This is a genomic window from Methylocaldum sp. RMAD-M, assembly GCF_017832375.1.
In the GTDB taxonomy this organism is placed as follows: Bacteria; Pseudomonadota; Gammaproteobacteria; order Methylococcales; family Methylococcaceae; genus Methylocaldum.
On record NZ_JAFIBZ010000008.1, the window covers coordinates 76,550 to 100,109 of the forward strand.

At 59.1% G+C, this 23,560-nt stretch carries 29 protein-coding genes; 25 read left to right on the forward strand and 4 right to left on the reverse strand.

Features of this window, described 5'->3' with window-relative positions:
- Nucleotides 1–127: 127 nt before the first annotated feature.
- The 16 genes from JOD69_RS10300 to JOD69_RS10375 all read left to right on the forward strand — a co-directional run bounded on the left by JOD69_RS10300 (nt 128) and on the right by JOD69_RS10375 (nt 13,205).
- Entirely contained in the window at nt 128–1,672 is a 1,545-nt protein-coding gene (locus JOD69_RS10300; protein ID WP_086134907.1) for a porin, read from the forward strand.
- 65 nt (nt 1,673–1,737) lie between these two features.
- Nucleotides 1,738–2,520 (forward strand): molybdate ABC transporter substrate-binding protein, encoded by a 783-nt coding sequence (modA, locus tag JOD69_RS10305; protein WP_077728562.1) that lies wholly within the window; start codon nt 1,738–1,740, stop codon nt 2,518–2,520.
- Nucleotides 2,521–2,552: 32 nt separating this feature from the next.
- Nucleotides 2,553–2,753, forward strand: a complete 201-nt coding sequence (locus JOD69_RS10310; protein ID WP_245245548.1) for a hypothetical protein — start codon at nt 2,553–2,555, stop codon at nt 2,751–2,753.
- Nucleotides 2,754–2,853: 100 nt separating this feature from the next.
- Nucleotides 2,854–3,618, forward strand: a complete 765-nt coding sequence (gene modA / locus JOD69_RS10315; RefSeq protein WP_205780656.1) for a molybdate ABC transporter substrate-binding protein — start codon at nt 2,854–2,856, stop codon at nt 3,616–3,618.
- Nucleotides 3,615–4,028, forward strand: coding sequence for a TOBE domain-containing protein (locus JOD69_RS10320; RefSeq protein ID WP_205780655.1), 414 nt, complete (start codon nt 3,615–3,617; stop codon nt 4,026–4,028). The genes modA (JOD69_RS10315) and JOD69_RS10320 overlap by 4 nt, the downstream gene beginning before the upstream one ends.
- Entirely contained in the window at nt 4,018–4,689 is a 672-nt protein-coding gene (gene modB / locus JOD69_RS10325; RefSeq protein WP_077728561.1) for a molybdate ABC transporter permease subunit, read from the forward strand. Before JOD69_RS10320 ends, modB begins: the two co-directional genes overlap by 11 nt.
- Nucleotides 4,689–5,597 (forward strand): ATP-binding cassette domain-containing protein, encoded by a 909-nt coding sequence (locus JOD69_RS10330; RefSeq protein WP_077728560.1) that lies wholly within the window; start codon nt 4,689–4,691, stop codon nt 5,595–5,597. The genes modB and JOD69_RS10330 overlap by 1 nt, the downstream gene beginning before the upstream one ends.
- Nucleotides 5,598–5,611: 14 nt before the next feature.
- The gene (locus JOD69_RS10335; protein WP_168175332.1) at nt 5,612–6,424 is read left to right on the forward strand and encodes a TOBE domain-containing protein; all 813 of its coding nucleotides are present in this window, start codon (nt 5,612–5,614) and stop codon (nt 6,422–6,424) included.
- A 236-nt stretch (nt 6,425–6,660) separates the two neighbouring features.
- On the forward strand, nt 6,661–7,002 hold the full coding sequence (locus JOD69_RS10340; RefSeq protein WP_086134908.1) for a metalloregulator ArsR/SmtB family transcription factor: 342 nt from the start codon (nt 6,661–6,663) through the stop codon (nt 7,000–7,002).
- Complete coding sequence (locus JOD69_RS10345; RefSeq protein WP_086134909.1) at nt 6,999–7,514, forward strand: arsenate reductase ArsC; 516 nt, start codon at nt 6,999–7,001, stop codon at nt 7,512–7,514. The genes JOD69_RS10340 and JOD69_RS10345 overlap by 4 nt, the downstream gene beginning before the upstream one ends.
- A 43-nt stretch (nt 7,515–7,557) precedes the next feature.
- Nucleotides 7,558–8,130, forward strand: coding sequence for an arsenite efflux transporter metallochaperone ArsD (gene arsD, locus JOD69_RS25225; RefSeq protein WP_168183865.1), 573 nt, complete (start codon nt 7,558–7,560; stop codon nt 8,128–8,130).
- A gap of 204 nt (nt 8,131–8,334) precedes the next feature.
- Complete coding sequence (locus JOD69_RS10355; protein ID WP_086134910.1) at nt 8,335–8,760, forward strand: ArsI/CadI family heavy metal resistance metalloenzyme; 426 nt, start codon at nt 8,335–8,337, stop codon at nt 8,758–8,760.
- A 15-nt stretch (nt 8,761–8,775) separates the two neighbouring features.
- Entirely contained in the window at nt 8,776–9,267 is a 492-nt protein-coding gene (locus JOD69_RS10360; protein WP_086134911.1) for an arsenate reductase ArsC, read from the forward strand.
- 100 nt (nt 9,268–9,367) lie between these two features.
- Nucleotides 9,368–10,447, forward strand: coding sequence for an ACR3 family arsenite efflux transporter (gene arsB, locus JOD69_RS10365; protein ID WP_077728732.1), 1,080 nt, complete (start codon nt 9,368–9,370; stop codon nt 10,445–10,447).
- A 22-nt stretch (nt 10,448–10,469) separates the two neighbouring features.
- Nucleotides 10,470–11,015: an aspartate carbamoyltransferase gene (locus JOD69_RS10370; protein WP_086134912.1), complete on the forward strand. Its 546-nt coding sequence runs from the start codon at nt 10,470–10,472 to the stop codon at nt 11,013–11,015.
- A 507-nt stretch (nt 11,016–11,522) separates the two neighbouring features.
- Nucleotides 11,523–13,205: an FAD-dependent oxidoreductase gene (locus tag JOD69_RS10375; RefSeq protein ID WP_086134913.1), complete on the forward strand. Its 1,683-nt coding sequence runs from the start codon at nt 11,523–11,525 to the stop codon at nt 13,203–13,205.
- A gap of 277 nt (nt 13,206–13,482) precedes the next feature.
- On the opposite strand, the gene JOD69_RS10380 is transcribed toward JOD69_RS10375, so the two are convergent.
- The 3 genes from JOD69_RS10380 to tcmP are packed head-to-tail and all read right to left on the reverse strand — an operon-like array spanning nt 13,483 to nt 15,403.
- On the reverse strand, nt 13,483–14,214 hold the full coding sequence (locus JOD69_RS10380) for a phage Gp37/Gp68 family protein (protein WP_086134914.1): 732 nt from the start codon (nt 14,212–14,214) through the stop codon (nt 13,483–13,485).
- Complete coding sequence (locus tag JOD69_RS10385; protein WP_086134915.1) at nt 14,211–14,597, reverse strand: hypothetical protein; 387 nt, start codon at nt 14,595–14,597, stop codon at nt 14,211–14,213. Before JOD69_RS10385 ends, JOD69_RS10380 begins: the two co-directional genes overlap by 4 nt.
- Nucleotides 14,594–15,403 (reverse strand): three-Cys-motif partner protein TcmP, encoded by an 810-nt coding sequence (tcmP, locus tag JOD69_RS10390; RefSeq protein ID WP_086134916.1) that lies wholly within the window; start codon nt 15,401–15,403, stop codon nt 14,594–14,596. The genes JOD69_RS10385 and tcmP overlap by 4 nt, the downstream gene beginning before the upstream one ends.
- A gap of 47 nt (nt 15,404–15,450) precedes the next feature.
- On the opposite strand from tcmP, the gene JOD69_RS10395 reads away from it, so the two are divergent.
- The 4 genes from JOD69_RS10395 (at nt 15,451) to JOD69_RS10410 (ending at nt 18,877) form a co-directional block, all read left to right on the forward strand.
- The gene (locus JOD69_RS10395) at nt 15,451–16,023 is read left to right on the forward strand and encodes a S24 family peptidase (protein WP_086134917.1); all 573 of its coding nucleotides are present in this window, start codon (nt 15,451–15,453) and stop codon (nt 16,021–16,023) included.
- A 145-nt stretch (nt 16,024–16,168) separates the two neighbouring features.
- Entirely contained in the window at nt 16,169–17,449 is a 1,281-nt protein-coding gene (locus JOD69_RS10400) for a hypothetical protein (RefSeq protein WP_139841129.1), read from the forward strand.
- A 189-nt stretch (nt 17,450–17,638) separates the two neighbouring features.
- Nucleotides 17,639–18,235, forward strand: coding sequence for a hypothetical protein (locus tag JOD69_RS10405; protein ID WP_086134919.1), 597 nt, complete (start codon nt 17,639–17,641; stop codon nt 18,233–18,235).
- Between the two features lie 201 nt (nt 18,236–18,436).
- Nucleotides 18,437–18,877, forward strand: coding sequence for a hypothetical protein (locus JOD69_RS10410; protein ID WP_077728549.1), 441 nt, complete (start codon nt 18,437–18,439; stop codon nt 18,875–18,877).
- An 83-nt stretch (nt 18,878–18,960) separates the two neighbouring features.
- On the opposite strand, the gene JOD69_RS10415 is transcribed toward JOD69_RS10410, so the two are convergent.
- A complete protein-coding gene (locus JOD69_RS10415) occupies nt 18,961–19,476 on the reverse strand; it encodes a V4R domain-containing protein (protein WP_077728548.1) in 516 nt (171 codons plus the stop codon).
- A gap of 446 nt (nt 19,477–19,922) precedes the next feature.
- Between JOD69_RS10415 and JOD69_RS10420 the strand changes: the two genes are divergently transcribed.
- The 5 genes from JOD69_RS10420 (at nt 19,923) to JOD69_RS10440 (ending at nt 23,337) form a co-directional block, all read left to right on the forward strand.
- Nucleotides 19,923–20,285 (forward strand): YceK/YidQ family lipoprotein, encoded by a 363-nt coding sequence (locus tag JOD69_RS10420; RefSeq protein ID WP_077728547.1) that lies wholly within the window; start codon nt 19,923–19,925, stop codon nt 20,283–20,285.
- A 30-nt stretch (nt 20,286–20,315) separates the two neighbouring features.
- Complete coding sequence (locus JOD69_RS10425) at nt 20,316–21,293, forward strand: formyltransferase family protein (protein ID WP_086134920.1); 978 nt, start codon at nt 20,316–20,318, stop codon at nt 21,291–21,293.
- A 312-nt stretch (nt 21,294–21,605) separates the two neighbouring features.
- Nucleotides 21,606–22,334, forward strand: coding sequence for a TSUP family transporter (locus JOD69_RS10430; protein WP_086134921.1), 729 nt, complete (start codon nt 21,606–21,608; stop codon nt 22,332–22,334).
- A gap of 2 nt (nt 22,335–22,336) precedes the next feature.
- Nucleotides 22,337–23,047: a fluoride efflux transporter CrcB gene (gene crcB, locus JOD69_RS10435; protein WP_205780654.1), complete on the forward strand. Its 711-nt coding sequence runs from the start codon at nt 22,337–22,339 to the stop codon at nt 23,045–23,047.
- The gene (locus JOD69_RS10440; RefSeq protein ID WP_077728544.1) at nt 23,023–23,337 is read left to right on the forward strand and encodes a DUF190 domain-containing protein; all 315 of its coding nucleotides are present in this window, start codon (nt 23,023–23,025) and stop codon (nt 23,335–23,337) included. Before crcB ends, JOD69_RS10440 begins: the two co-directional genes overlap by 25 nt.
- Nucleotides 23,338–23,560 lie beyond the last annotated feature (223 nt).

The window sequence follows — 23,560 nt, forward strand, 5'->3', positions numbered from 1 at the left end:
TTTCGGCTACGCAATGACGTGGACCGGAAGGGGGGAAACACCAATCAAAGAACCAGCCATCGCGATCGGAGACGGCTTGCAATGAGGCGTCGCAGCTTAACGGCCAAACAAATTGGGGAAACTTCTCATGACTATAAGAAAAAAAACAGCGCTCGCCGTCGCTTGTCACGGCTTACTCTTTAGCTCGCCTCACGGCGTGTCTGCGGCGACCATGGAAGAACGCATGCAGGCGATGGAACGGCGCCTCGTGGAAATGGAAACCCGCCTGGAACAATCGGAGAATGAAAACACGCAGCTTCGTAAACAAATCGCCGCAAAAACGCAGGAAACGAATCCGAAAAATCTCCCCGTTGCCACATCTGACGGCGAGGTAAAAGCGCTGAACGACAAAGTCGCCACGCTCGAGAAAAAAATCGAGCAGGATCGCAAGGTGACGGCGGAAGCGGCAAAGAATGCGCCCAAGGTCGAGATCGGCAACAAGGGCCTGGTCGTCAAATCCGCCGACGAGAACTATCGCCTGAGCCTCCGCGCCTATGCCCAGGCCGACGGCAATTTTTTCATGGACGATTCGACGGGCGATGCGATTCCGGACAAGTTTTCCATCCGCCGCGCCCGTCTGACCATCGACGGCACCTTCTTCAAATGGGCGGATTTCCGTTTCTCGCCGGATTTCGGCCAAGGCAATCTGCGCCTGTTCGACGCCTTCGCCGATTTGCACTATTTTCCGTACGCCAGCCTGATGGCGGGCAAATTCAGACCGCCCATCAACGGCCTGGAACGTCAGCAAGGCGCGCCCAATATCGCGTTCGTCGAGCGAGCACTGACCCAGAACCTCACGCCGGCACGCGATATCGGCGTAATGCTGCACGGCCAGATCGCCTATCCCGGCTATAAAACGCAGTACACGATATCGCCTGTGTTCAAGGAGTTCTTCGGCTATGAACTCGGCGTCTTCAACGGCGCCCGCGACGGGGGTAACGTAGACAGCGAGCGGGACGACAACAAGGAGTTCGCCGGCCGTCTCATTTCGCATCCTTTCATGCACAGCGGCATCCCGGCTTTGGAAGGTCTGGGTATCAATCTTGCTGGCAGTTGGGGGCAACCGAGAGGACACAGCTTGAACCGGCTGACCTCGGCCGGACAGCAGGCTTTCCTGAATTACAACCCGAACGTCACCGCTTTCGGAGACGCCTACCGCATCACGCCCGGGGCTTATTGGTACTGGGGGTCGTTCGGGCTGCTGACCGAGTACGTGATTTCATCCCAGCGCCTCGCCGACGGTACGAGAACCCGAACCGCGCGCCAGGACAACACCGCCTGGCAAGTGCAGACCTCGTATGTGCTGACCGGCGAAAGGAACTCGTTCTTCGGGATCAAGCCGGCCCGAAACTTCGATCCCTTCGCCGGCACCTGGGGCGCTTTCCAGATCGCCGCGCGATGGGGCGAGTTGGACGTGGACGACGACACTTTCAAGTACAACGGCGCTTTCGCCAACCCGTCCACCTCGGCCAGCAAAGCCACCGAGTGGGCGCTCGGCCTCAACTGGTATCTCAACCCCAATATCAAGTTGATGGCCGATTACGCCCAGACCTATTTCGACGGCGGCGCGGCCCGAGGCCGGGATCGTCCGACGGAAAAAGTGTTCCTGACCCGGTTTCAGTATCAGTTCTGATACAAGAGCCGAAAACCCGGATTTCTCGAAAAACCCGCTCTGTTCAAACTGTGGAGAACTCAGCCATGCATTGCTTTTTATTGATCTTTTTGCTCCATCTGATAACCATAGGCCACACCGCTCAGGGCGCCGAGACAGGCAAGCTCACCATCGCCGCCGCGGCGGATCTCAAGTATGCAATGGACGAAATCGTGACATCCTTCAAAGACCGCCACCCGGAAGCGACGGTGGATCTCGTCACCGGTTCGTCCGGCAAGTTTTACGAACAAATCGTGCACGAAGCGCCTTTCGACATCTTCTTTTCGGCCGACATCAAGTTTCCGGAAAAGCTTAAAGAGCAGGGGCTGACGGCTTCCGAGGTCAGGATGTACGCCCGCGGCCGCATCGTGCTGTGGAGTGCACGGACCGACGCCAGCAAGATGACACTAAAGAACTTGGACAGTCCCCAAATCACCAGGATCGCCATCGCCAATCCCAAGCATGCCCCCTACGGCATGCGTGCGGAGGAGGCACTGAAGAAAGCCGGTCTGTGGTCGAAAGTGGAAAAGAAATTGGTGTTCGGCGAAAACGTGGCGCAGACCGCCCAGTTCGCCGAGACCGGCGCCGCCGATGTCGGCATCATCGCCCTGTCGCTGGCCGTGAGTCCCGCGCTGAAGGAGAAAGGCGGGTATTCGCTGGTTCCGGAGAATCTGCATTCCCCTCTGGATCAGGCCTACGTCGTCGTCAAGCGGGCCGAGAACAATCCATTGGCCGAGACGTTCGCCGAATTCGTCGCCGCCGAACCGGCGCGGGCGATCTTCCGTCGCTACGGCTTTGTTCTGCCGGGCGAAACGGCGCCCGCGCCTTGAACCGGCACGCCGATCCAAATTTCCCATTGCCCGTGACGACGCGGCGCGGGGTATCCGCCTTCGGCGGCGGGGCGCTAATCGTTACCCTGGGCGGCCTGATCGGACTGGGAGGCGCGGAATTCCGCTTGCCGCTGCTCATCGGGACATTTCAATTCCCGGCCCTGGAAGCGGTCATCGTCAACAAGTTCGTCAGTCTGGCGTTGTCGGTGATCAAGATGTGGCGCGCTGGATAATCGCCATGTTCTCGCTTACCGTCGCGATGTTCGGCGGACACGGCGCTACCGAATCGGCTATCGGTGAACGTGTTTTTGTTTGACGATATTCAAAGGTCCTATGATGAAACACCCGTTCTTCGTACTTTCCATTTGCCTTTTGGCCACAGCGCCGCCGCTCGCGGCGCGGGACACTCTGACGGTGGCCGCCGCGGCGGGCATTCAGGCCAACTTTCCGGAACTGAAACAGGCTTTCGAGCAGGAATCCGGCATCGAGATCGAGCCGGTGTTCACGTCCTCGGGCAAGATCGCCGCCCAGGTCGAACAGGGCGCGCCCTTCGATGTCTTCGTTTCGGCGGATGTCAGTTATCCCGAGCATCTGTACAAATCCGGTTTGGCCGTCACGCCGCCCAGGGTCTACGTCTACGGGGCGCTGGTGGCGTGGACCCTCGGCGACATCGCCTTCGACAAGGGCTTGACCGCGGTGCTCAAGGCGCCTGGCATCCGCAAAATCGCTCTCGCCAATCCGAAGGGCGCGCCTTATGGCCGGGCGGCCATGGAGGCTCTGCGCCACTATCGGTTGCTGCCCGCTCTCCAAGAGAAAATCGTTTACGGCGAGACCGTTCCCCATGTCAACCAGTTCGTGCTGTCACAGGCGGCCGAGATCGGCTTGACCGCGAAGTCCACGGTGTTAACGGCGGCGCTGAAGGACCGGGGACACTGGATGGAAATTCCCGAGGAAGCCTATCGACCCATCGCCCAGGCCGCCGTCATTCTGAAGCACGGGGAGGAACATCGGCCCGCGGCGGCGAAACGCTTTTTCGACTTCCTGTTTTCTCGGACTGCACGGGACATCTTCGCCCGGCAAGGGTATCGGCTGCCGTGAACCGATTGCCGGGAATCATCGTTGCCGTCGCCAGCGAAGGGGATATTTCGCTGGTCGATGTCGCCGTGGGAGAAAACACGCTGACCGCGATGCTGGTGGAAACGGCGGAATCCGCTCCCTATCTCGAAGCGGGCAACGCCGTATCGGTCCTGTTCAAGGAAACGGAAGTTTCGCTCGGCAAAGACTTGAGCGGTCGCCTGAGCCTGCGCAACCGGCTACAGGGCGAAATCGCCGACATCCGCAAGGGCAAGCTATTGGCCGAGGTGACGCTCGATTGCGGAGGCCACCGCCTGGTGTCCGTTATCACTCGCCGGGCCGCCGAGCGGCTGGAATTGGCCGTGGGCGATCGCGTCGAGGCCTTGGTCAAGGCCAACGAGGTCATGCTGGGGGAACGCGCCGATGGCCTATGATTGGCAACCCCTGATCCTCACTCTGAAGCTCGCCACGGTCACGACGGCGATATTGTTCCTCATCGGCGTGCCCCTGGCTTACTGGCTGGCTTTCGGCCGCTTTCGCCTGAAGGCGGCGGTGGAAGCCCTGGTCGCCATGCCCTTGGTCTTGCCGCCCTCGGTGCTCGGCTTTTATCTGCTCCTGGCTTTCAGCCCCAAAAACGCCTTCGGCCGTTTTCTGGACGAGACCTTCGGGCTGCGGCTCGTGTTCAGTTTCGAAGGACTAGTCGTCGCGTCCGTATTGTTCAGCCTGCCGTTCATGGTCCACCCGGTGCAGTCGGGTTTTCAGAACCTGCCGCGCAGCCTCACGGAGGCGGCCTACACGCTCGGCTTGTCGCGCTGGAAAACCCTGACGCGGATTCTGCTGCCCAACATCAAGCCCTCCCTGCTTGCCGGAGCCGTGATCAGTTTCGCCCATACCATCGGCGAATTCGGCGTGGTGCTGATGATGGGCGGCAGCATTCCGGGCGTGACCCGAGTGGCTTCCATAGCCATTTACGATGAGGTGGAATCGCTCAACTACGATGCGGCCAATTTTTATGCGTTCGTCTTGTTCGCCCTGAGCTTCTCCATACTGCTTGCGGTATTTTTCATCAACAAACGCGCATTGGGACCCCATTGATGCTGGAACTATCGCTGCGAAAAAACCTGCACACCGCGGAAGGGAACGTGACCCTGGACATCGAGCTCGAAGCCGAGACCGGACAGTTTCTCACCTTGTTCGGACGGTCGGGCGTCGGAAAAACCACTTGCCTTCGCTGCATCGCCGGGCTGACCGAGCCCGATCACGGCAGAATCGCCGTAGGCGGCGAGATCTGGTTCGACCGGACCAAGGGCATCGACATCCCGCCCCAGAAGCGCCGAGTCGGTTTCGTATTCCAGGACTATGCCCTTTTTCCGAATCTGAGCGTACGCGAGAATCTCCGCATCGCGCTGGGGGATCCCAAGGACGAACGCTATCTGGACGAACTCCTGGAGCTGATGGACATACGGGAACTGGAGCGGCGCCTCCCGACCACCCTGTCCGGGGGACAACAACAGCGGGTGGCGCTGGCCCGCGCCTTGGCCCGGAGACCCCGGCTCTTGCTGCTGGACGAGCCGCTTTCCGCCCTGGACGGTGAAACCCGCCAACGCCTTCAAAACGAAATTCTGCGGATACAGCGGCATTTCAGGATGACCACCCTGATGGTCAGCCACGACCTCGGCGAAGTTTACAGGCTGTCCGATCGGGTCATCGTCATCGAGGGCGGCCGAACGGTCGCCCGCGGACGCCCCGCCGAGGTTTTCAGCAATCGCCGGATCAGCGGAAAATTTCAGTTCACCGGCGAAGTGCTCGCGGTCGAGCCCAACGACGTCGTGTTCACGCTCTCGATCCTGATCGGCAACCGGGTGGTGCAAGTGATCGCCACGGCACAGGAAATGCAGGACATCCAAGTCGGCGACACGGTCATGCTGGTTTCCAAAGCCTTCAATCCGCTCGTGATGAAAGTGGATCGGAATCCCGGCCGCCTCTCCCCATCCCGTTCATGAAGAGCCAACAATCGATGACGAATCCGAATCACAAGATCGATCCGCCCGCCTTGGTCGAGGGCGAACTCCGACTGATCGGCGGCCTCAACGAACGTCTCTTTCGATTGCTCGCCGCCATCGGAAAAACGGGTTCCATCAACCGGGCAGCAAAAGATGTGGGCCTAAGTTACAAAGGCGCCTGGGAAATGGTGGAGCGGGCCAACAACCTGTCGCCGGAGCTTCTGGTTTCCACCGCCGTGGGCGGCCGCCACGGAGGGGGCACCAAGCTCACCGCCGTCGGCCGGGAGTTATTGGCGCTTTTTACCGGATTACAGGAAGAACACCGCCGCTTCCTGGATGCGAAAAACCGGCAACTGGCGGACAACCCGAACCTCATTTTCTTATTCAGGAGATTGAACGTGAAAGCAAGCGCGCGCAACCAGCTCTTCGGCAAAGTGACCGACATCCGTACCGGCGCGGTCACCGTGGAAGTATGCATAGGACTCAAGGGCGGAGAAACGATCGTGTCGGCCATCACCAAGGAATCGGCGGAATCGCTGGGCGTCAGGAACGGCGACGACGCGATGGCGCTGATCAAGGCCCCGCTGGTCATGATCGTCAAGGATTTCGGCGGATACCGCCTATCGGCGCGCAATCAGTTGAAAGGGACGGTCAAGCGCATTCAAAAGGGCGCGGTGAATTCCGAAGTGGTGATCGAACTGGCGGGCGGCGATTCGATCGCCGCCACCATCACCAACGAGAGCGTGGACTCGATGGGGCTGCGCGAGGGCGATGCGGCCCATGCCGTGTTCAAGGCCGGGTCGGTCATACTGGGAGTCGCGGACTGAGCCCGCGTAGGCCGGGATAAGTTTGTCCTGAGCTGAGCCGAGACGAACGGCTCGATCCGGCCTAGTTCTTTTTCTACGGGTTCCCAAGCTTTCGGGCTTGGGAACCCGGTCTTGCAAGCTCTTGCTTGCTGTCGTTCGGGAAGCGGGGGCTTCCAGGGTAGCGTTCCCAATCCGGAGATTGGGGACGAGAGAAAATTCCGCTTGCAATTATTTTATATTTCTATAATCTTTGAACCATGGAAATCAAATCAGTCGTCACCGCCCTCGCAGCGCTCGCCCAGGAATCCCGCCTGGCCGTCTTCCGCCTGTTGGTGCAAACCGGGCCGGAAGGCTTGTCCGCCGGGAAGATCAGCGAGACGCTGGGCATTCCGCCCTCTTCGCTCTCCTTCCACATGAAGGAACTCGCCCACGCCGATCTCGTTTCGTCCCGGCAGGAAAGCCGCTACGTCATCTATTCGGCCAATTTCCGGACCATGAACGAGCTGCTCGGCTTTCTGACCGAAAACTGCTGCAGCGGCAAGCCCTGCAAGCCGACCGCCACATCCGATTGCGCCGGCATCGAGGAAACCCAGGCATGACCGACAAAACCTTTACCGTACTTTTCCTGTGCACCGGCAACTCGGCGCGCAGCATCATGGCGGAAGCCTTATTGAACCAAATTGGCCAGGGCCGTTTCCGCACCTTCAGCGCGGGCAGTCACCCGGCGGGAACGGTCAACCCGTTTGCCCTGGAAAGGCTGGCAAAAGAAGGAATTCCCGCCACTGGCGCACGGAGCAAGCACTGGAACGAATTCGCGCAAGCCGACGCGCCGGATTTGGATTTCGTCATCACCGTTTGCGATAACGCAGCGGGCGAAGTTTGCCCGGCCTGGCCCGGACAGCCGATCACGGCCCATTGGGGCGTGCCCGATCCTGCGGCGGTCGCCGGTTCCGATGACGAAAAGCGCCTGGCTTTCGCGAAAGCCTTCGCCGTTCTTCATCGGCGCGTCACCTTGTTCGCGAGCCTCAATCCCGCGAGTTTGGAACGGCTCGCGCTGGAGCAAAAAGTCCGCGAGATCGGGCGTGTCGATATACCGCAACATGGCGAATAGCCTTTTCACTTCCCACCTCATCACTTGCATAAGAGGAAATCCCATGAAAAAGCTCGAAATCTACGATCCCGCTCTATGCTGCGGCACGGGCGTGTGCGGGGTTGAGGTCGACCCCGTTCTCGCGCAATTCGCCGCCGATGTGCAGTGGCTGTCGGAACAAGGCGTCGATGTCGCCCGCCATAACCTTTCCCAGGCCCCGCAAGCGTTCGCGGCGAATCCGGTCGTGAAGGCCTCGCTGGAGAAGGAAGGTAACGAATGCCTGCCTCTGCTTCTGGTGGACGGCCATATCGGCAGCAAGGGCAGATATCCGGCCCGAGCGGAACTGGCGTCTCTGGCAGGACTGAACATCGAAACGCCTGCGCCCAGCATTTATACGGACGCCGTCGCCGAACTCGTAGCGATCGGCACCGCGATTGCCGCCAACTGCGAGCCCTGTTTCAAATACCACTATCAGCAGGCGAAGAAGCTGGGCATCTCGCGGGAGGACATGATGCGCGCCGTGAAAACCGCCCAGAGCGTGAAGGAGACCCCCGCAAGGGCGATGCTGCAACTGGCCCATCGTTTTCTCGAAGGAGACCCGGTCGAACACCCGGTTGTGCAGAGTTGCTGCGGCTAAGGTGCCGCGATCGACGACTGTGCGGTTCTTCGAACTGCTCCCGCGCTCCTGTTCTCATCGGCAAGGGCGGCGCGGGCAAGACTATCCTCGCCGTCGGTGCAACAACGGGCACTGGCCGAGATGTCGGCAGAGCCGCCGTTACGTGAAGTTGAAACCGCAAGATTGATGTCCGCGAAACCTGAGTAACCTATCGGAGCATTTGCCATGAAAAGATTCCATGTCCATATCGCCGTCGACGATCTCGAAAAGAACATCCGTTTCTACAGCGCCTTGTTCCAGACCGAGCCCAGCGTCCTGAAAGACGACTACGCCAAGTGGATGCTGGACGATCCCCGCATCAACTTCGCCATTTCCGCGCGCGGAAGCCGGCCCGGCCTGGATCACCTGGGGCTCCAGGTCGAATCCGGCGAGGAGCTGGAAGAGGTCAACCGCGGCCTGAGCGAAGCGGCCCTGCCGGTCGAGGCGCAAAAACAAGCCGCCTGCTGCTACGCCCAGTCCGACAAATACTGGACCGTCGATCCCCAAGGCATCGCCTGGGAGGCCTTTCACTCGCTGAGCAGCATACCGACCTTCGGCAAAGACACGGCCATACAGATCAAAGCCGCTTCGAACTGCTGCAATCCATCCTGACCGAGGAACCCGCCCGTGAACCCGCGTCCGCTCAATGTCCTCGTACTCTGCACCGGCAATTCCTGCCGCAGCATCCTGGGCGAAGCCCTGATCAACCGGCTGGGCGCGGGACGTTTTCGTGCCTTCAGCGCCGGCAGCCATCCGACCGGCCGGGTCAACCCGCACGCCCTGGCGACGCTGGCCCGCCACGGACTCCCGACCGAAGGCTATGCCAGCAAGTCTTGGGACGCACTCGAAGACACGCCGATCGACATCCTGATCACGGTCTGCGATTCGGCGGCGGGGGAAGCCTGCCCGGTTTACCTGGGATCGGCCGTTCGCGGGCACTGGGGCTTGCCGGACCCGGCCCACGTCACCGGCAGTCCCGAGACCATCGAAGCCGCTTTCGAAGCGACCTACACGGCCCTCGAAAAACGTATCCGCCGACTGCTGGCGCTGCCGGTGGAAAGGATCTCCCGGTCGGAACTGGCCGAGGCGCTCAACCGCATCGGAACGGAAACTCTTTGACCCGCTTGCGAAAGCTACCGCCATGAACAAACAGAAATTCCGAAATACAACCCGAAGCGTCCGTCCCTCTGATCGCGGGCCGGGCGAAAAAGCCAAAGGCATGAGCCTGTTCGACCGCTATCTGACGGTCTGGGTATTCCTCTGCATCGTCGCCGGCATAGGGCTGGGGCATCTTTTCCCCGCAGCGTTCCAAACCGTGGGACGGCTGGAAATGGCGAAGATCAATTTGCCGGTTGCGGTGCTGATCTGGCTGATGATCATCCCCATGCTGGTCAAGGTGGACCTCAAGGCGCTGAAAGGAGTCGTGAAGCACTGGCGCGGGGTGGGCGTGACCCTGTTCGTCAACTGGGGCGTGAAACCGTTTTCCATGGCGCTCCTGGGCTGGCTTTTCATTGGTCAGTTGTTCCGGCCCTGGCTGCCGGCGGATCAGATCGATTCCTACATCGCCGGGCTGATCCTCCTGGCCGCAGCGCCGTGCACGGCCATGGTGTTCGTCTGGAGTCATTTGTCGCGCGGCGAGCCCCATTACACCCTGTCCCAGGTGGCGCTCAACGACATCATCATGATTTTCGCCTTCGCGCCCATCGTCGGCTTGCTGTTGGGGCTGTCGGCGATCACCGTGCCCTGGGACACGCTGCTCCTGTCGGTGCTGCTGTACATCGTCGTACCCCTGATCCTGGCCAACCTCTTGCGTATGGCGGTTCTGCGCCACGGGGACGGATACGCCCGTCTGGACCGGCTGCTGAAAGTACTGCACCCTGTCTCGCTGACGGCGCTATTGGCCACCCTGGTGCTGCTGTTCGGTTTCCAGGGCGAGCAGATCCTGACTCAACCGATTGTGATCCTGCTCCTGGCCGTACCCATCCTGATCCAGGTGTTTTTCAACTCGGGACTGGCTTACCTCCTGAACCGGGCCGTACGCTCGCCCCATTGCGTGGCGGGTCCTTCGGCGCTGATCGGCGCCAGCAACTTCTTCGAGCTGGCCGTGGCCACCGCCATCGCCCTGTTCGGCTTCGAATCCGGCGCGGCACTCGCAACAGTGGTCGGCGTCTTGATCGAAGTGCCGGTGATGCTGCTCGCCGTCGGCGTGGTCAACCGCAGCCGCGCCTGGTACGAACGCCGCACGGGCGTGCCGGGCTACGAAGAATGCTGTCCGGCGCATCTGAAAACCGGGCATTGACGAATTGACTGGAGATCGTGTCATGCAAGGCCGTAATCGAAGACTTTGGGCATTTGCCGGGATCGTTCTCGCTCTTGGATTACCCACAGTGGTGCCGGCACAGACGGCAAGTCCGGAACGCGTGGAGGAAATCTCGAAACGCGGGGCCGAGGTCATGCCCTTCGACCTCAAGCAAACCCAGCACGTTTTTACCAAGACCGAAACGGGAGGGGTGCAGCAAGTCGTCGTCCGGGACCCGGCCAATGCCGGGCAGATCAAACTCATCCGGCAGCACCTGACGAAGATTTCCGAGGAATTCGCCCGCGGCGATTTTTCCGATCCTGCTCGCATCCATGGTGAAAACATGCCGGGCCTCGCCGAGCTGAAAAACGCCCAACCGGGAACATTGCACGTGGAATACCGCGAACTCCCGAATGGAGCGGAGATCGTTTATTCATCCGGCGATCCCGCTCTGATCGCCGCCGTACACCGATGGTTCGACGCCCAGCTCGCCGAGCACGGCCCGGATGCCATGCCGGGACATCCTCACGGCACCATGCATCCCATGCATCCCATGCATGATAACTAGCGGGATTGCTGGGATTCCTTCGTCATCCCAGCCTACTTTCGATACATGGCATTTGTAGGTCGGCAATCCTTTGCCGACGATGCCATGCGCCGCCCTGGGATGTTCGGCAAGGCCTCCTGACCACATTGGCACCCCCTGTTCGCAGCATTCATAGGTCGGCAATCCTTTGCCGACAACTACGCTCGCAAGCCTGCTACGTCGGGAAAGGATTCCCGACCTACTTGGCGGCACAGGTTGGTATGTCGGCAACCCCTTGCCGACGATTCCACGTGCCGACTCCTTGTGTTCGGCAAGGATTACTGACCTACTCGGTGACGCCAGTTCGTAGATCGAGCGCCGGAACTGGCTATCGCCTTGCTCTGGCCTACCCAGCCACGCGTCACTATCTCGGACCAAGGGTGTTCTAACGGTGTTGCCGCCCCGTCGCGAGCGCTACAATCGGCCGTCCTGGCTCGGATATTAGCCCGTGAATACCTAACGCAACTCGCTGACTGGAGATTCGATCTCATGAATGCCACGAAAAAACGCATCCTCATCGTCGGCGGCGTGGCCGGCGGCGCCACTTGCGCGGCTCGGGCGCGCCGGCTGTGCGAAACCTGCGAGATCCTCGTGTTCGAACGCGGACCGCATGTATCCTTCGCCAACTGCGGCCTGCCTTATTTCGTGGGCGACGTGATCGAATCGGAAGCCAAATTGCTGGTGGCAAGTCCGGAGCTCTTCAAGCACCGCTTCAACATCGACGTGCACACCGAAACCGAGGTCACCCGCATCGATAGGCAAGCCAAAACGATCGAGGTGCGCGATCTCAAGACGGGCGCGACGCGACAAGAACCTTACGACGCGCTGGTCCTCGCGACCGGCGCCAAGCCCGTCCGTCCGTCTTTGCCCGGCATCGACCTGCCCGGCATCCACGTGCTGCGCAATATTCCGGACAGCCGGAAGATCAAGGCAGCAACGGCCAGGGCCTCCCGCGCGCTGATCGTGGGCGGCGGATTCATAGGTCTCGAAATGGCCGAGAATCTGGTCGGGCTGGGACTTCAAGTCACCCTGCTGGAACTGGCCGACCAGGTGTTGCCGCCGCTCGACCCTGAAATGGCGGCCTATGCCGCCGAACGGCTGAAATCCCGCGGCGTCAGCCTCAGACTGGGCGAGGGCGTCGCGGCCTTCGACCAGCACCCCGAACGCGGCTTGAACGTGCTGACATCCAAGGGCGACACCATCGCCGCCGATCTGGTCATTCTCGGAATCGGCGTGCGCCTGGAATCGGGACTCGCGGCCGACGCCGGCTTGGAACTCGGGGCCCTTGGCGGCATTCGCGTCGACCAGTACATGCGCACCAGCGATGCCGCCATCTGGGCCGTGGGCGACGTGGTCGAAGTGAAAAATCGGGTCACCGGGGAATGGCAACTGGTCCCGCTGGCCGGTCCTGCCAACCGGCAGGGGCGCGTCGCGGCGACTGCCATTCTTCACCATTTCGATCGCAGCAACAGTGTACCGCCTCCCCTGAAATTCGATGGCGTTCTCGGAACCGCCGTGTGCGAAGTGTTCGGACTCACCATCGCCTGTACCGGCGCCAACGAAAAGCTGCTTAGGCGAGCCGGCATGAATTACCAAAAGATTTACCTGCATCCCGGTCACCATGCGAGCTATTTTCCGGGCGCCAAGCCGATCCACATGAAACTGCTGTTCTCCGAGACCGACGGCAGAATTCTGGGCGCGCAAGGCGTGGGCGAGCTCGATGTGGCGCGGCGCATCGATGTCATCGCCACGGCCATGATGCAGGGAGCTTCGGTGTTCGACCTGGAGGACCTGGAGCTTTGCTACGCCCCCCAGTTCGGCGCCGCCAAGGACCCCGTCAACCTGGCCGGCATGATCGCCGCCAACCATCTGCGCGGGGATTTCCCCCTGGCGAATTGGGACGAATTGGCGAACACCTCGGCCCTGCTGGTGGACGTTCGAAGCGAAACCGAGTTTGCCGGCGGCCACATCCCGAACGCGCGGAACCTGCCGCTCGAAACCCTGCGCGACCGGCTTCACGAACTGCCGCAGGACCGCGAAATCTGGCTGATCTGCGGCGTCGGACAGCGTGCTTATTACGCGTTTCGGCTATTGGCGCAGAACGGTTTTCAGGTCAAGGTGCTTTCCGGTGGTATGCAGACTTATCAGGCACGCGTGCAGACGGGCGGCTGAGTCGATCGAAACGACATTTGCTAGGCCCCAAGCTCCAGCTTGGGACCACATTTGTGGGAAGCTCCAGCTTCCTTTCCCATCCTGTCCGCAATAGCCCCTCCCTCTGAAGGCATTACTGAGCCCGAACCGACAATAGCCGCGCTTCTTGCTGCACCAGGCAGTCGGCTGAACGATGCTGGAATGGTAGGCTCAAGCACCATTATGTCAGTCTCTGGCATCGGAAGCAGGAGCTTCCAATGTCACAGATTTCCAAGTAGGGGCCAGCAAATCGACGCCGCTATGCAGGCATTGCATCCCAAACCTGACCGCCCAACGAACGGCCGTTCGCTTTCTTTGATCGCTTCTGCCCATCGGCACCCCAAGCACCCCATTGCTTGAAGAAGAACGCAACGTCTGCATTCAGGCATTGGCGACGAACGTTATCGACCCACTCGGCGCACATCGGCCTAGCACGAGCACCGGATTCGCCACCGACAATCACCCAGTGGATTCCGGTTAAATCCAGATGACCTAAATCCTCAAGCAACGGCTCGATGGACAAAAATCGAATTGTCGCATTGACGTTGCGTAGCGCGTCGATTCGCGACAGACCATGGCGCTTGTTCTCCACGGAGACTCCAAGCCATACGTTGGGCGGAATCTCTCGCCCTGCACAGAATGCGGCCATGCGTTCGGCACGCTTAGTAAGAACCTGGAAGGTGTGCTGCTTGGCCTCCCTCATAATGTCGAAGACACGTGCGACGTAATCGAACGGCACCTCTTCATGAAACAAATCAGACATTGAATTCACAAAGTAGATCGTCGGCTTACGCCGACCCAAGGGTTCCAAAAGACGCTCAGGTCTTAAACTGAGGCGAAATCCGTTCTCATAGCCCTTTAAGCCCATAGCTTGGAGGCGGAGAGCCATGGACTCGGCATAACAATTCTTGCAACCTGGGGAAACCTTTGTGCAACCGACAGTTGGATTCCATGTCTGCTCGGTCCATTCGATTTTGCTGTTACCACTCATGTTGCTCGCTCCACTAGTTGCAAACGCTCGCCACCTTTTTCAAAGTGCAGCGGTTTCTTGGGTCGACGGCCAACTGCATCCAGATTGGATACTAGACCGCGTTTTATGAGGCGGACCAACGAAGCCTGCAGATCGCGGGGAAACCAGTCTGTTTCTTCTAGGATGTCGGCAAATTCATTACGACCGATACGGCGAATACCTGACTTCAGATAGTCCAACCAAAAACGATCTACATCTTCTGGGCTGACATGCCCGGCACTCTGATCAACGAACGTTTCCGCGCCAAACATATCTGGTGTGCCTGTGCGCCGCTCCCGCTCAACGCCTTTTTTGAGGGCTCGCACTTTCTTCTGTACTAGATCAACTTGTTCCGAAATCGTCATGAACTCCACAATCCCCTGCGGATGAGAGGTGACATAGACAAGGTGATACTTGGGACGCTCCTTGGTCGGATCCAGCACCCGAACATAGGCCGATCTCGGCCGGTACTCAGGCTTAGGAACAGGCAGCGCTTTAAGTTCTCGCGGTAGGTCCTCAGGATCAATTGCTCTCTTTCCTTAGGGCACATTCCATCGAGGTTTATCGTTTCGCCCAAGAGTTCCGCCATTTCCTGCTGCCAGTCCCCCATCGACATGGTGCGATTCACAAAGTCATACATGAAGTTGATAAGAAACTCCGAACGCGGACGCTGCAGCAACCTACGTAGAATCTCGATGCCGACTTCCTTCCAGCCCTTTGGGTCTATGAAGAAGAACACGAAAGCATCCCGAGTTGCCCACTGCAAAAGCTTGTCGCGCAAATCTACGAAATCTCCTTTCCAACACTCTGAGCAAATGCCTCTGGGAGTGTTGCCGTGTAGATAAGTGTCGAGACGAGCAAATGCGGGCGGATCTTTCTCAATATAGAGCGCACGGATGTTCGCATCGATGCCATGGCTGGCAAGTGTCTGATGACAGGCATCCAAAGTGCGCAGAGATATTGCAATGGAGGTGCCCTCCATGTCTTCGGAATCATCGCCCCATGGACCAGCGAAACAGTCGACGTAGCAGAGATCAATGCGTCTGTTACGTCCAGCGCTCATTCCAATAATTCGAAACAGTTGTTGGAGGTAGCTTCTGAGCAGTTCGTGCTTGATCAGCGCCTGCTCACGCCCATCGTAAGAATCCGGAATGGCATTATTATCTGTCATGTAGCGTCCCTATTGACTACCGAACGTTCGTTCGGTAGCGTACGAACATGCCTTCGGATAGTCAATACCTTGCGGCGCTGCGTAGCTACTACGCTAAGCATAAGACCTTGCCGTCGTATGCCGCGATCGGACGGTTGGTTGGGCTATCGTCCAAGGCATCAGTTGCGCAGATGATTGGCCGGTTGAAGGAACAACAGTTCCTCGACAGCGCACCAGATCGACGGCTACGACCAGGCAAGAGGTTTTTCGAACGCTCTATCGGTGAGAACCTGCACGCGGGCCTGCCCAGCCCTGTGGAGGAAGCCATTCTTGATGATTTGTCTATAGATTCCTACCTGGTCCGTGACCCGACCAATACTATGTTGATCCGGGTTAAAGGTGACTCCATGGTGGACGCAGGTATCCTTGAAAATGACATTGTCGTTGTTGAAAGGCAGTCAACCGCATTGGATGGACAAATCGTAGTGGCAGCCCTTGAAGGCGAACTAACACTCAAACGGCTCAGGCTCAACCAAGGACGGCCGATATTGTTGCCGGAGAATCAGAATTACGCAGCGATCCAACCTACCGAGGACTTCACTATTCTTGGTGTCGTGGTTGGGTTGATTCGTCACTATTAACGGACCGATTGAGCTGCACGTCATATCGCTTCTTGCTGATTTGCTGGTTGTCAGGTGGAGACTTGGGGACGAGCAAGATCCACAACCAGCAACAACCAACAAAGAGCCGTGGCTTGCTAAAACCATTCGAGCAAAAAGGAAAAGCATGAAATCTGCTAGGTGCATCCTGCTTGCCTTGTTTGCGGCCATGGCTTCCGCGGCGTTGGCGGAGTCCGGAAAGCGCGAGTGCCGGTTCCCGGAGGACCCGTCCTATCCGGGAAATATCTTCGAGCCGCCGGCATGGCCTATGACGGACCTCGAAACGTACTCGCAGGGGCGGCTGGGCGTGATCAAGCCGACCTACGATCATTTTTATCTGTTCATCGCCTATCGAAGCTTGGCCGGATTGCCAATCACGCAAAACGACATGGAACGGCTCCGTCCCCACGATCCCTGCTGGTACACGGATGCACGCGGGTTCTATGGCTATGAACCGACTGCCGAGGATAAATTCCAGTCTGCCCTGAGCGAGTGGCAGCGCGCGCGAGCAAAGGTCGGCGCGGTTCCCGAAGTTCCAACGATCGACACCCGTTCGTCTCACCCTGAATACAGCTTCGTGGAATTTCTGAATTGTCACGCGGATGCGTTCAGAAACGCGGCCACGGTATTGGACAATCGATTGTCGGCGTACGGACAAAGCCCGCAAGTTCTCGACTGGGTAAAAGCCCAGGACAACGAGGGGCTTCCGCTCGATGAACTGGCGCAAATCGCAGCCATGAAGAAACTGCCGGACAAGTTTCGCCGCGAGCTGACGCTGGTGGTCTGGACGCGTGCATTCGTTCTCGAACGCTGGGATGTGCTAAGGAGATTCGCGCCCCGAATCAAACACCTGATCCCCGAAGCCGGACGTCTAGTCGACGAAATGCTTAGAGGGCCGGGCGGAAACCGACGCCGGGCCTTCGGCGCCATGCTGATCGCGCGCTATCCGGGCATGGTCGGCAACATGAGCGACAAAATCACTTACTCGGTGGCGCTGGACGAGTTCGCGCAGGTCAATGTGCGTCGCTCGATGGCGCAGGATGGTGAACGAGAGAACTGGTGGTGCGGCTTTCCCTCCAGTGTCTTTTGGGCTCAGATGGGGTATGGCACGGTTATGGACGAACCTCCTCCCAAGTTTCTCTCGCCGAAGTCGATCGAGGCGCTCCGGGTGGAACGGCAGCAGCTGCGCAGAACTTCCAATGCCACCGATTACCTTTCCGGTTTGGTTATGGCATGGGCGAGAACGGCTCCGCGCGACCCGAGATTGCCAGAGGCTCTGCACATGCTGGTACGTTCATCCCGTGGAGGATGTATCCGCCAACCCGACTCCGGCGCAATGTTCAGGCATCTGCACACATATTTCCCTGGCAATCGATGGACCAAGATCACAAAAGTTCATTACCAGTAGTGACCCTGGTGGCACACAGCTCGCTCCGCTACCCTCGGCTGAAGATCCGCCGTGTCCGAAGCAGATAGGGAGCGAGTACGGCTGGAGCAAGAAACCAATCGCAGTAACGACACCAGCAGCCTCGTTAATCGTGGTTATATTTATCTGAACCAACCCACGGTGCTGATCTAGACGTTTCGGAGAAAAACAATGAACATGTCGAACAGGCTGATCTTATCCGTCGCTCTTGCCGTTTGCTGCTTTGGCGCGGCAGTAGCGGACGAAGGAAAGGACGAGTCCGGGAAGGGGAAGGACAGGTATTACTCGGATAGCGACTGGAGAGGAGAAGAGCACCGGGATAGCGGAAAGTCGGGAAAAAAGGAAAGAGACCGGTATTACCCCGGAATGGAGCTAAAGGAGGATAAGCACTGGGAGGGTGGTAAGGATTGGAAAAAGGAAGAAGACCGACATTACTCCGGGAAGGACTGGGATGATGATAGGCATGACCCTTACTTCCACGAACACGGCTACACCCGCCTCGATATCCCGCCGGGGCATTATCCCCCTCCGGGCGAATGCCGTATCTGGTATCCGGGCCGACCTGCCGGACACCAGCCTCCTCCCGGCCAGTGCCATCGGTTGCGCGCCAAGGTTCCGCCGGGCGCCTGGCTCATCCGGCATCCGAGGGATAGGGCCGACCACGTCCACGTGATCGTCTATGACGACTATCGCCCCGGCACCATCCGGGTCATTGGGGAGTTCGATATCGGTACGGGCATATTCGTGGACCTCGTCGTGGATAGATGAAGCCCGAAAGGGTATTTCAGCGGACCGGCCGCAACGTCGCTAGACTCCGCTTGCGTGCGTCCGCCGAACATCAGTGCCGGAATGTTGAAAAATCCTTGGATCGAAAACTCAGCCTATGCACATTCAACGAATTAAACGTCCCAAAATGCTCGAAGCGATTTTTTTCACTTCGTCGGATAGCAATTCAACCGAGGAGCAAGCATGGCGTTTCTGATCGGAGCGGTTCTGGCCATTGTGATCGGCCTGTCGGCGACCTTGTTCGGCCTGGATCGTGATCGTGCGTTTTATCCCACGGTGATGATCGTCATCGCGTCGTACTATGTCCTCTTTGCGGTCGTGGGCGGTTCCATGAACGCATTGATTATTGAGCTCATCGTTGCCGCGGTGTTTTTGGGCGCCTCTATCGCCGGATTCAAGTACACGTTGTGGCTTATCGTTGCCGCCCTGCTCGCACACGGCATCTTTGATTTCGTCCATGGCCGGTTCATCGCAAACCCGGGCGTGCCGGCCTGGTGGCCTGCCTTCTGCCTCACGTATGACGTCGCTGCCGCGGCTTACCTCGGATGGCTGCTCACGCGTAAGCGAGTTCGGGCCGATGCCATCCCAGGAAGCGCATCGAAGCGCATCGCAAATTTCAAATAACTAGGTTTTTGATCCGCCGACCCGGCAGCTTATCGGGCTGGCGAGTCAATCGACAGGGCGCTCGGGATAGAACTCTTGACCGGCTATTTGATCTCGCCGAGGAGTTCGAGATCAAAACCACAGGTACGGTCGCCCAATCCGCCGATGCAGCTTACCTCCACGGCTTGCGTGCGTCTTCGCGTTACGTGCTCCACGACCCCGGCGATCAGCCCTCCCTCAAAATGGCAGAGTGTACGCCCCACGGGTTGGAGACCGCTGCACGTGACGCATTCGTAGACATCGACATGAATCTTGTCCTCGGTCAGCAAGGGGACTTCGATGATTCCGATCTTGAGGGCCGCGCAGAGCCCGAGAAAGTCTTCGAGCTTGCCGATTCCAAGACCCATGCCCAGTTTTTTGCCGGCGTAATAGGCCATCGCCGAGGCACCCCTGCCGAGGATATCTTCGATCGCCACCAGTCTCAGCAGTCTGAAGAGCGCCACACCGGCATCATCCCCGAGGCTGGGACGCACGATGTTCAAGGCGTTGGCAATATCGACCGTGGGGTACCCGGCTTCAAGCACTTTCGCCGAGCCGGTAAATGGGGTTGTCGAATGCATGAATGATGGTCCTCTTCTACTTGATCGTTGCGTCAGAAGTGCAATAAAAACCGTAGAGACATAAGGCTCATTTACCCTCGCCCTGTGTCATGATCGGCCGCCCGGCGCCCCCGACCTCAGTGGTTTAGCTCAAGCATAGATGAAAATGCGAAATGCAAGGTCTAACGCCGTCCAGCCAGGAGAACACCCTATTGACGAAATTTGACATCAAGAGCTAGTTTGACCTAGCTTCATGATGCTGATGCTCGAGCCGATGGCGGTGCCAGCGGGCCTCGCCTGACAGACAACCGGATTGAGATGTTCGTCCGCCGGGAGACCGCCTTCATTTCGGAAGCCTCTACCGCCCCTCTCTTTGCTTCTCCAGGATCGGATGATTCGTCAATCCGTTCCCGAAAGCTCGGCTTCCATATAACCGTGACACCTCTATTCGTTTATAAGGAAACGCGATGAAAGTTGACGTTGGAAAATGGGCCGTTATTGTTCTTGTGATCGCCCTGGCCGCCGGTTGCTCGAGCATACGGGCGAGGACCGAGATACTCGAAAACGAGTGGGCGGTTTACCCCGGCGTTCGGCAAGACGCGAAAGAGATCGGCGAAATTTTCGGCGGCGAGCGTTCGGCATCCGCATGGCTCAACGGACTGGTGGCATCCGTCCTTATTTTCGATCTGCCTTTTTCGGCCGTCTTCGATACGTTTGTGCTTCCATACGACTGGCATCGCGTTCGCAACCCGAGCGCTTCCGAAGAAACCCGCGACTCGTCGACAGAATCACCGGCTCCCGAATCCGGGGAAATCGAAGAAGCGCGTTGATCTGAAATTCATGTTGTAAGGGATCTACTCATGATGACCGCATCTTGCATGGGAAGCTACGGAATGGCACCCGTGAGCGAGCAATATCGCTTGAATATTGCCCTGGTGGCCGAGGAAGGTGCGGGGCTCCGCGCCTTGAAGGCGCTAGACGAAAGCGGACACCGGGTTGCGATGGTGCTCACGTCGCCTCCGGACACGCGCAAATCGGCCTTGTGGTCGTACGCCGAAAGGCGCGGACATTGTCTCTTGCCCGCCTCGGCCGTCAAGGACGCCGCTCTCGCCGACATTTTCCGCAAAGAGAATGTGGACCTCCTGCTCAACGTCCACTCGCTGCACGTCGTAAATGGCTCGATCCTGGAGGCCCCCCGGATCGGCGCGTTCAACGTGCACCCGGGCCCCCTGCCCCGTTATGCCGGTCTCTACGCGCCGGGCTGGGCCATCCTCCGCAGCGAACACCGGTACGGCGTCACCGTTCATCGCATGTTCGCCGGCATCGATACCGGACCCATCGCCTATCAGACGCTCTTCGACCTGACCGAAAGCGACACCGCATTTTCGGTGGGCCTGCGCTGCGTGGAAGAGGGTCTCTCTCTCCTCTCCACTCTGGTCGCCGCGGCCGCCCTCGACCCGGCCTCCATTCCCCACATCGAGCAAGATCTCACGATGCGCGAATACTTCGGCAGGGTAATCCCCGAGGGCGGCACGCTGTCTTGGGATCGCCCCGCCGCCGACGTCGACCGCTTCGTCCGCGCCTTTTGCTATTTCCCCTTCCCGTCTCCGTGGGGAGCACCGAAGACGCGGGCCGGCACTCGGGAGATCGGGATCGTGAAAACCTCGCCCACCGGAGAGCCGAGCTCTGCGCCGCCGGGGACGATCGAGACGATGCCCGGAGGTGAAGTGTGGGCCGCGTGCGCGGACGCGTGGCTTCGGCTCGAGGTGATCACGGTCGACGGCCGGCGCGTCCCGCCGGCCACGGCGCTCTCCGCCGGCGATCGCCTGGGCGCCTGACGCCGGGGACGGCGAGGCTGTGCCCGTGAATTCCGATGCGCGCCCGGCGGCTTCGGTGCGGCGCCGAGGCCGACGTGACCCGATCGAATGGCGAGCGGCTTCGCGACACGGGATTCGAGCTGACAAAGAGCCCGCCCGACGCACCCGTTCCGATACCTTCTGTAGCCTGAAGGTTTACAATGGCGCGCCATAAAAACATTACGGGGCGAACGGCAGCTTGGGGAAAGCCTATGACATCCGGGCTTCCCTGACTGCGCGAAGCCCGGTTTAACGAGTGGCGGAAGCCAACGAGATCAAGCCTAGGGGGAATTCATGTCGGTCGACATTCTGCTGACCGTGGTCGCCACGGCCACCGTGCAGTCCATTTTCGGCGCAGGCGTCTTGCTGTTCGGCACGCCGATCCTGTTGCTGCTCGGTTACGAATTCGTGGACGTGCTTATCGTGCTGCTGCCGATTTCGATCGCCATCAATCTGTTGCAGATCGCGAAGCACCATGCCCACATCGATTTTACCTTTTACCGGAACGTGCTGTTTCTGACGCTGCCGCCCATCGCGCTCTTTCTGTTCCTGGTGACTCATACCCGGATCAACATCGGCGTGTTGATCGGATCGTTTCTGCTGCTCATCGCCTTGAAGGAATATTCGCCGACCGTGACCCGCGCCATCGACGCCCTGATGAAGTACGAAAAGGCTTACTTCGCGACCATGGGCGTTGTACACGGGCTCAGCAATCTGGGCGGCTCGCTCCTCACGGCGCTGGTGCACCACAAGGACTATGCAAAGGATGTGGCCCGCGTCACCGTTGCGGCTTCCTACGCCACCTTTGCCGTGGCGCAAATCCTCACCTTGTGGCTGTTCAGCCGGTCGCAGATCGATGTGCCTTTTGCCGAAAATGCAATCTATCTGGTAGTCGGCGCTCTGGTTTTTCTGCTGACCGACGAAATGCTTTACACGCACATCGAGCAAGCCAGGTACCGCCGCATCTTCGCGGGTTTTCTGGCCATCGCCGGAATAGTGTTGATGATTCGAGCTTTGAGTTAGATATGATGAGCCAACTCTTCGCCATCGCCTTGGGCGGATCGCTCGGAGCCGTGACGCGTTACCTGGTCGCCACCGGCATCTACGCCTGGCTGGGTCGAGGCTTTCCTCACGGCACCCTGTTCGTGAACGTATCGGGCTCGTTTCTGATGGGATTCCTCACCGAACTGATGCTGCAACGATTTTCGCTGGCCGTCGAATACCGGGCGGCGATTCTGGTAGGGTTCCTGGGCGCCTACACGACCTTCTCGACCTTTGCCATCGAAACCTTGTACCTGTTCGAAGAAGGCAATCTCGCCAAAGCCGGATTGAATATTTTCTTGAGCGCCGTGTTGTGTCTCGCGGCAGTCTGGATCGGACTGGTACTGGGCCGGCAGATATTTGCCTCCGATCTCTATCCCTGGCTCGGGCACGGGTTTCCGTACGGCGGCCTGGCGCTCGCCCTGACGATCGCCTTTACCCTGGCCGCAGCGGCCGAATTCGTTTTTCTTTACTTCGATCTGTCTACCCTGTACCGGGCGATTGTCTTGATCAGTCTGCTCGGTGTGATGACCCTGGCGGCGACCTTGTGGCTCGCATTCCAATTGCCCGAAATTCGGGCGGAGTTTCAGGGTCTATTGAGCATCTTCGCCGTGAATGCCCTGCTCGGCGTTACGGCGGTCTGGTTGGGCACACTCACGGGAAACTGGTTATGGCACATCAGCAAGTCACCATAGCGCGGATTTATCTTAGGGAAGGCGAACATATCCTGTCCAAGCTCATGAAGTTCCTGCACGAAGAGGAACGGGTGGCCGGCGTCACCGTACTGCGGGGCATGACAGGATTCAGTCGAAACGGAAAAATCCGTACGGCCTCACTGGTCGACCTGTCCCTGGATTTGCCCCTAGTGATCGAGTTTTACGACGAACCGGATAGGGTGGAAACCGTGATCCAGGAACTGCTGCGGCGGATGGATTTATCCCATGTGGTCACATGGTCCGGAGTCCGCCACATGAAAGAGGAATAATCGGCCACTTCGGTCGTCAAGCATATTGGCGATCGGAGACTTAGAGTGTTTTTCAACCCGGTGTACGGATTCGTGTCGGGCGGGAAGAACGTAGGTCGGCAATCCCTTGCCGACTTATCGGCTCGGCAAAGGACTTTGTCGGAAGGGGCGTCCTGGCGCTCCCAGGACGGCCGTTTGCGATTGGAAGGTCGCGACTAAAGCGACGTTTGCGATTGGAAGGGTC

Excerpts from the sequence above, each read along its gene's own strand:
- JOD69_RS10300 (WP_086134907.1), top strand. The coding sequence starts at position 128 with ATGACTATAAGAAAAAAAACAGCGCTCGCCGTCGCTTGTCACGGCTTA.
- modA (WP_077728562.1), top strand. The coding sequence starts at position 1,738 with ATGCATTGCTTTTTATTGATCTTTTTGCTCCATCTGATAACCATAGGC.
- modA (WP_205780656.1), top strand. The coding sequence starts at position 2,854 with ATGATGAAACACCCGTTCTTCGTACTTTCCATTTGCCTTTTGGCCACA.
- modB (WP_077728561.1), top strand. The coding sequence starts at position 4,018 with ATGGCCTATGATTGGCAACCCCTGATCCTCACTCTGAAGCTCGCCACG.
- JOD69_RS10330 (WP_077728560.1), top strand. The coding sequence starts at position 4,689 with ATGCTGGAACTATCGCTGCGAAAAAACCTGCACACCGCGGAAGGGAAC.
- JOD69_RS10335 (WP_168175332.1), top strand. The coding sequence starts at position 5,612 with ATGACGAATCCGAATCACAAGATCGATCCGCCCGCCTTGGTCGAGGGC.
- JOD69_RS10340 (WP_086134908.1), top strand. The coding sequence starts at position 6,661 with ATGGAAATCAAATCAGTCGTCACCGCCCTCGCAGCGCTCGCCCAGGAA.
- JOD69_RS10345 (WP_086134909.1), top strand. The coding sequence starts at position 6,999 with ATGACCGACAAAACCTTTACCGTACTTTTCCTGTGCACCGGCAACTCG.
- arsD (WP_168183865.1), top strand. The coding sequence starts at position 7,558 with ATGAAAAAGCTCGAAATCTACGATCCCGCTCTATGCTGCGGCACGGGC.
- JOD69_RS10355 (WP_086134910.1), top strand. The coding sequence starts at position 8,335 with ATGAAAAGATTCCATGTCCATATCGCCGTCGACGATCTCGAAAAGAAC.
- arsB (WP_077728732.1), top strand. The coding sequence starts at position 9,368 with ATGAGCCTGTTCGACCGCTATCTGACGGTCTGGGTATTCCTCTGCATC.
- JOD69_RS10370 (WP_086134912.1), top strand. The coding sequence starts at position 10,470 with ATGCAAGGCCGTAATCGAAGACTTTGGGCATTTGCCGGGATCGTTCTC.
- JOD69_RS10375 (WP_086134913.1), top strand. The coding sequence starts at position 11,523 with ATGAATGCCACGAAAAAACGCATCCTCATCGTCGGCGGCGTGGCCGGC.
- JOD69_RS10380 (WP_086134914.1), bottom strand. The coding sequence starts at position 14,214 with ATGAGTGGTAACAGCAAAATCGAATGGACCGAGCAGACATGGAATCCA.
- JOD69_RS10385 (WP_086134915.1), bottom strand. The coding sequence starts at position 14,597 with ATGACGATTTCGGAACAAGTTGATCTAGTACAGAAGAAAGTGCGAGCC.
- tcmP (WP_086134916.1), bottom strand. The coding sequence starts at position 15,403 with ATGACAGATAATAATGCCATTCCGGATTCTTACGATGGGCGTGAGCAG.
- JOD69_RS10395 (WP_086134917.1), top strand. The coding sequence starts at position 15,451 with ATGCCTTCGGATAGTCAATACCTTGCGGCGCTGCGTAGCTACTACGCT.
- JOD69_RS10400 (WP_139841129.1), top strand. The coding sequence starts at position 16,169 with ATGAAATCTGCTAGGTGCATCCTGCTTGCCTTGTTTGCGGCCATGGCT.
- JOD69_RS10405 (WP_086134919.1), top strand. The coding sequence starts at position 17,639 with ATGAACATGTCGAACAGGCTGATCTTATCCGTCGCTCTTGCCGTTTGC.
- JOD69_RS10410 (WP_077728549.1), top strand. The coding sequence starts at position 18,437 with ATGGCGTTTCTGATCGGAGCGGTTCTGGCCATTGTGATCGGCCTGTCG.
- JOD69_RS10415 (WP_077728548.1), bottom strand. The coding sequence starts at position 19,476 with ATGCATTCGACAACCCCATTTACCGGCTCGGCGAAAGTGCTTGAAGCC.
- JOD69_RS10420 (WP_077728547.1), top strand. The coding sequence starts at position 19,923 with ATGAAAGTTGACGTTGGAAAATGGGCCGTTATTGTTCTTGTGATCGCC.
- JOD69_RS10425 (WP_086134920.1), top strand. The coding sequence starts at position 20,316 with ATGATGACCGCATCTTGCATGGGAAGCTACGGAATGGCACCCGTGAGC.
- JOD69_RS10430 (WP_086134921.1), top strand. The coding sequence starts at position 21,606 with ATGTCGGTCGACATTCTGCTGACCGTGGTCGCCACGGCCACCGTGCAG.
- crcB (WP_205780654.1), top strand. The coding sequence starts at position 22,337 with ATGATGAGCCAACTCTTCGCCATCGCCTTGGGCGGATCGCTCGGAGCC.
- JOD69_RS10440 (WP_077728544.1), top strand. The coding sequence starts at position 23,023 with ATGGCACATCAGCAAGTCACCATAGCGCGGATTTATCTTAGGGAAGGC.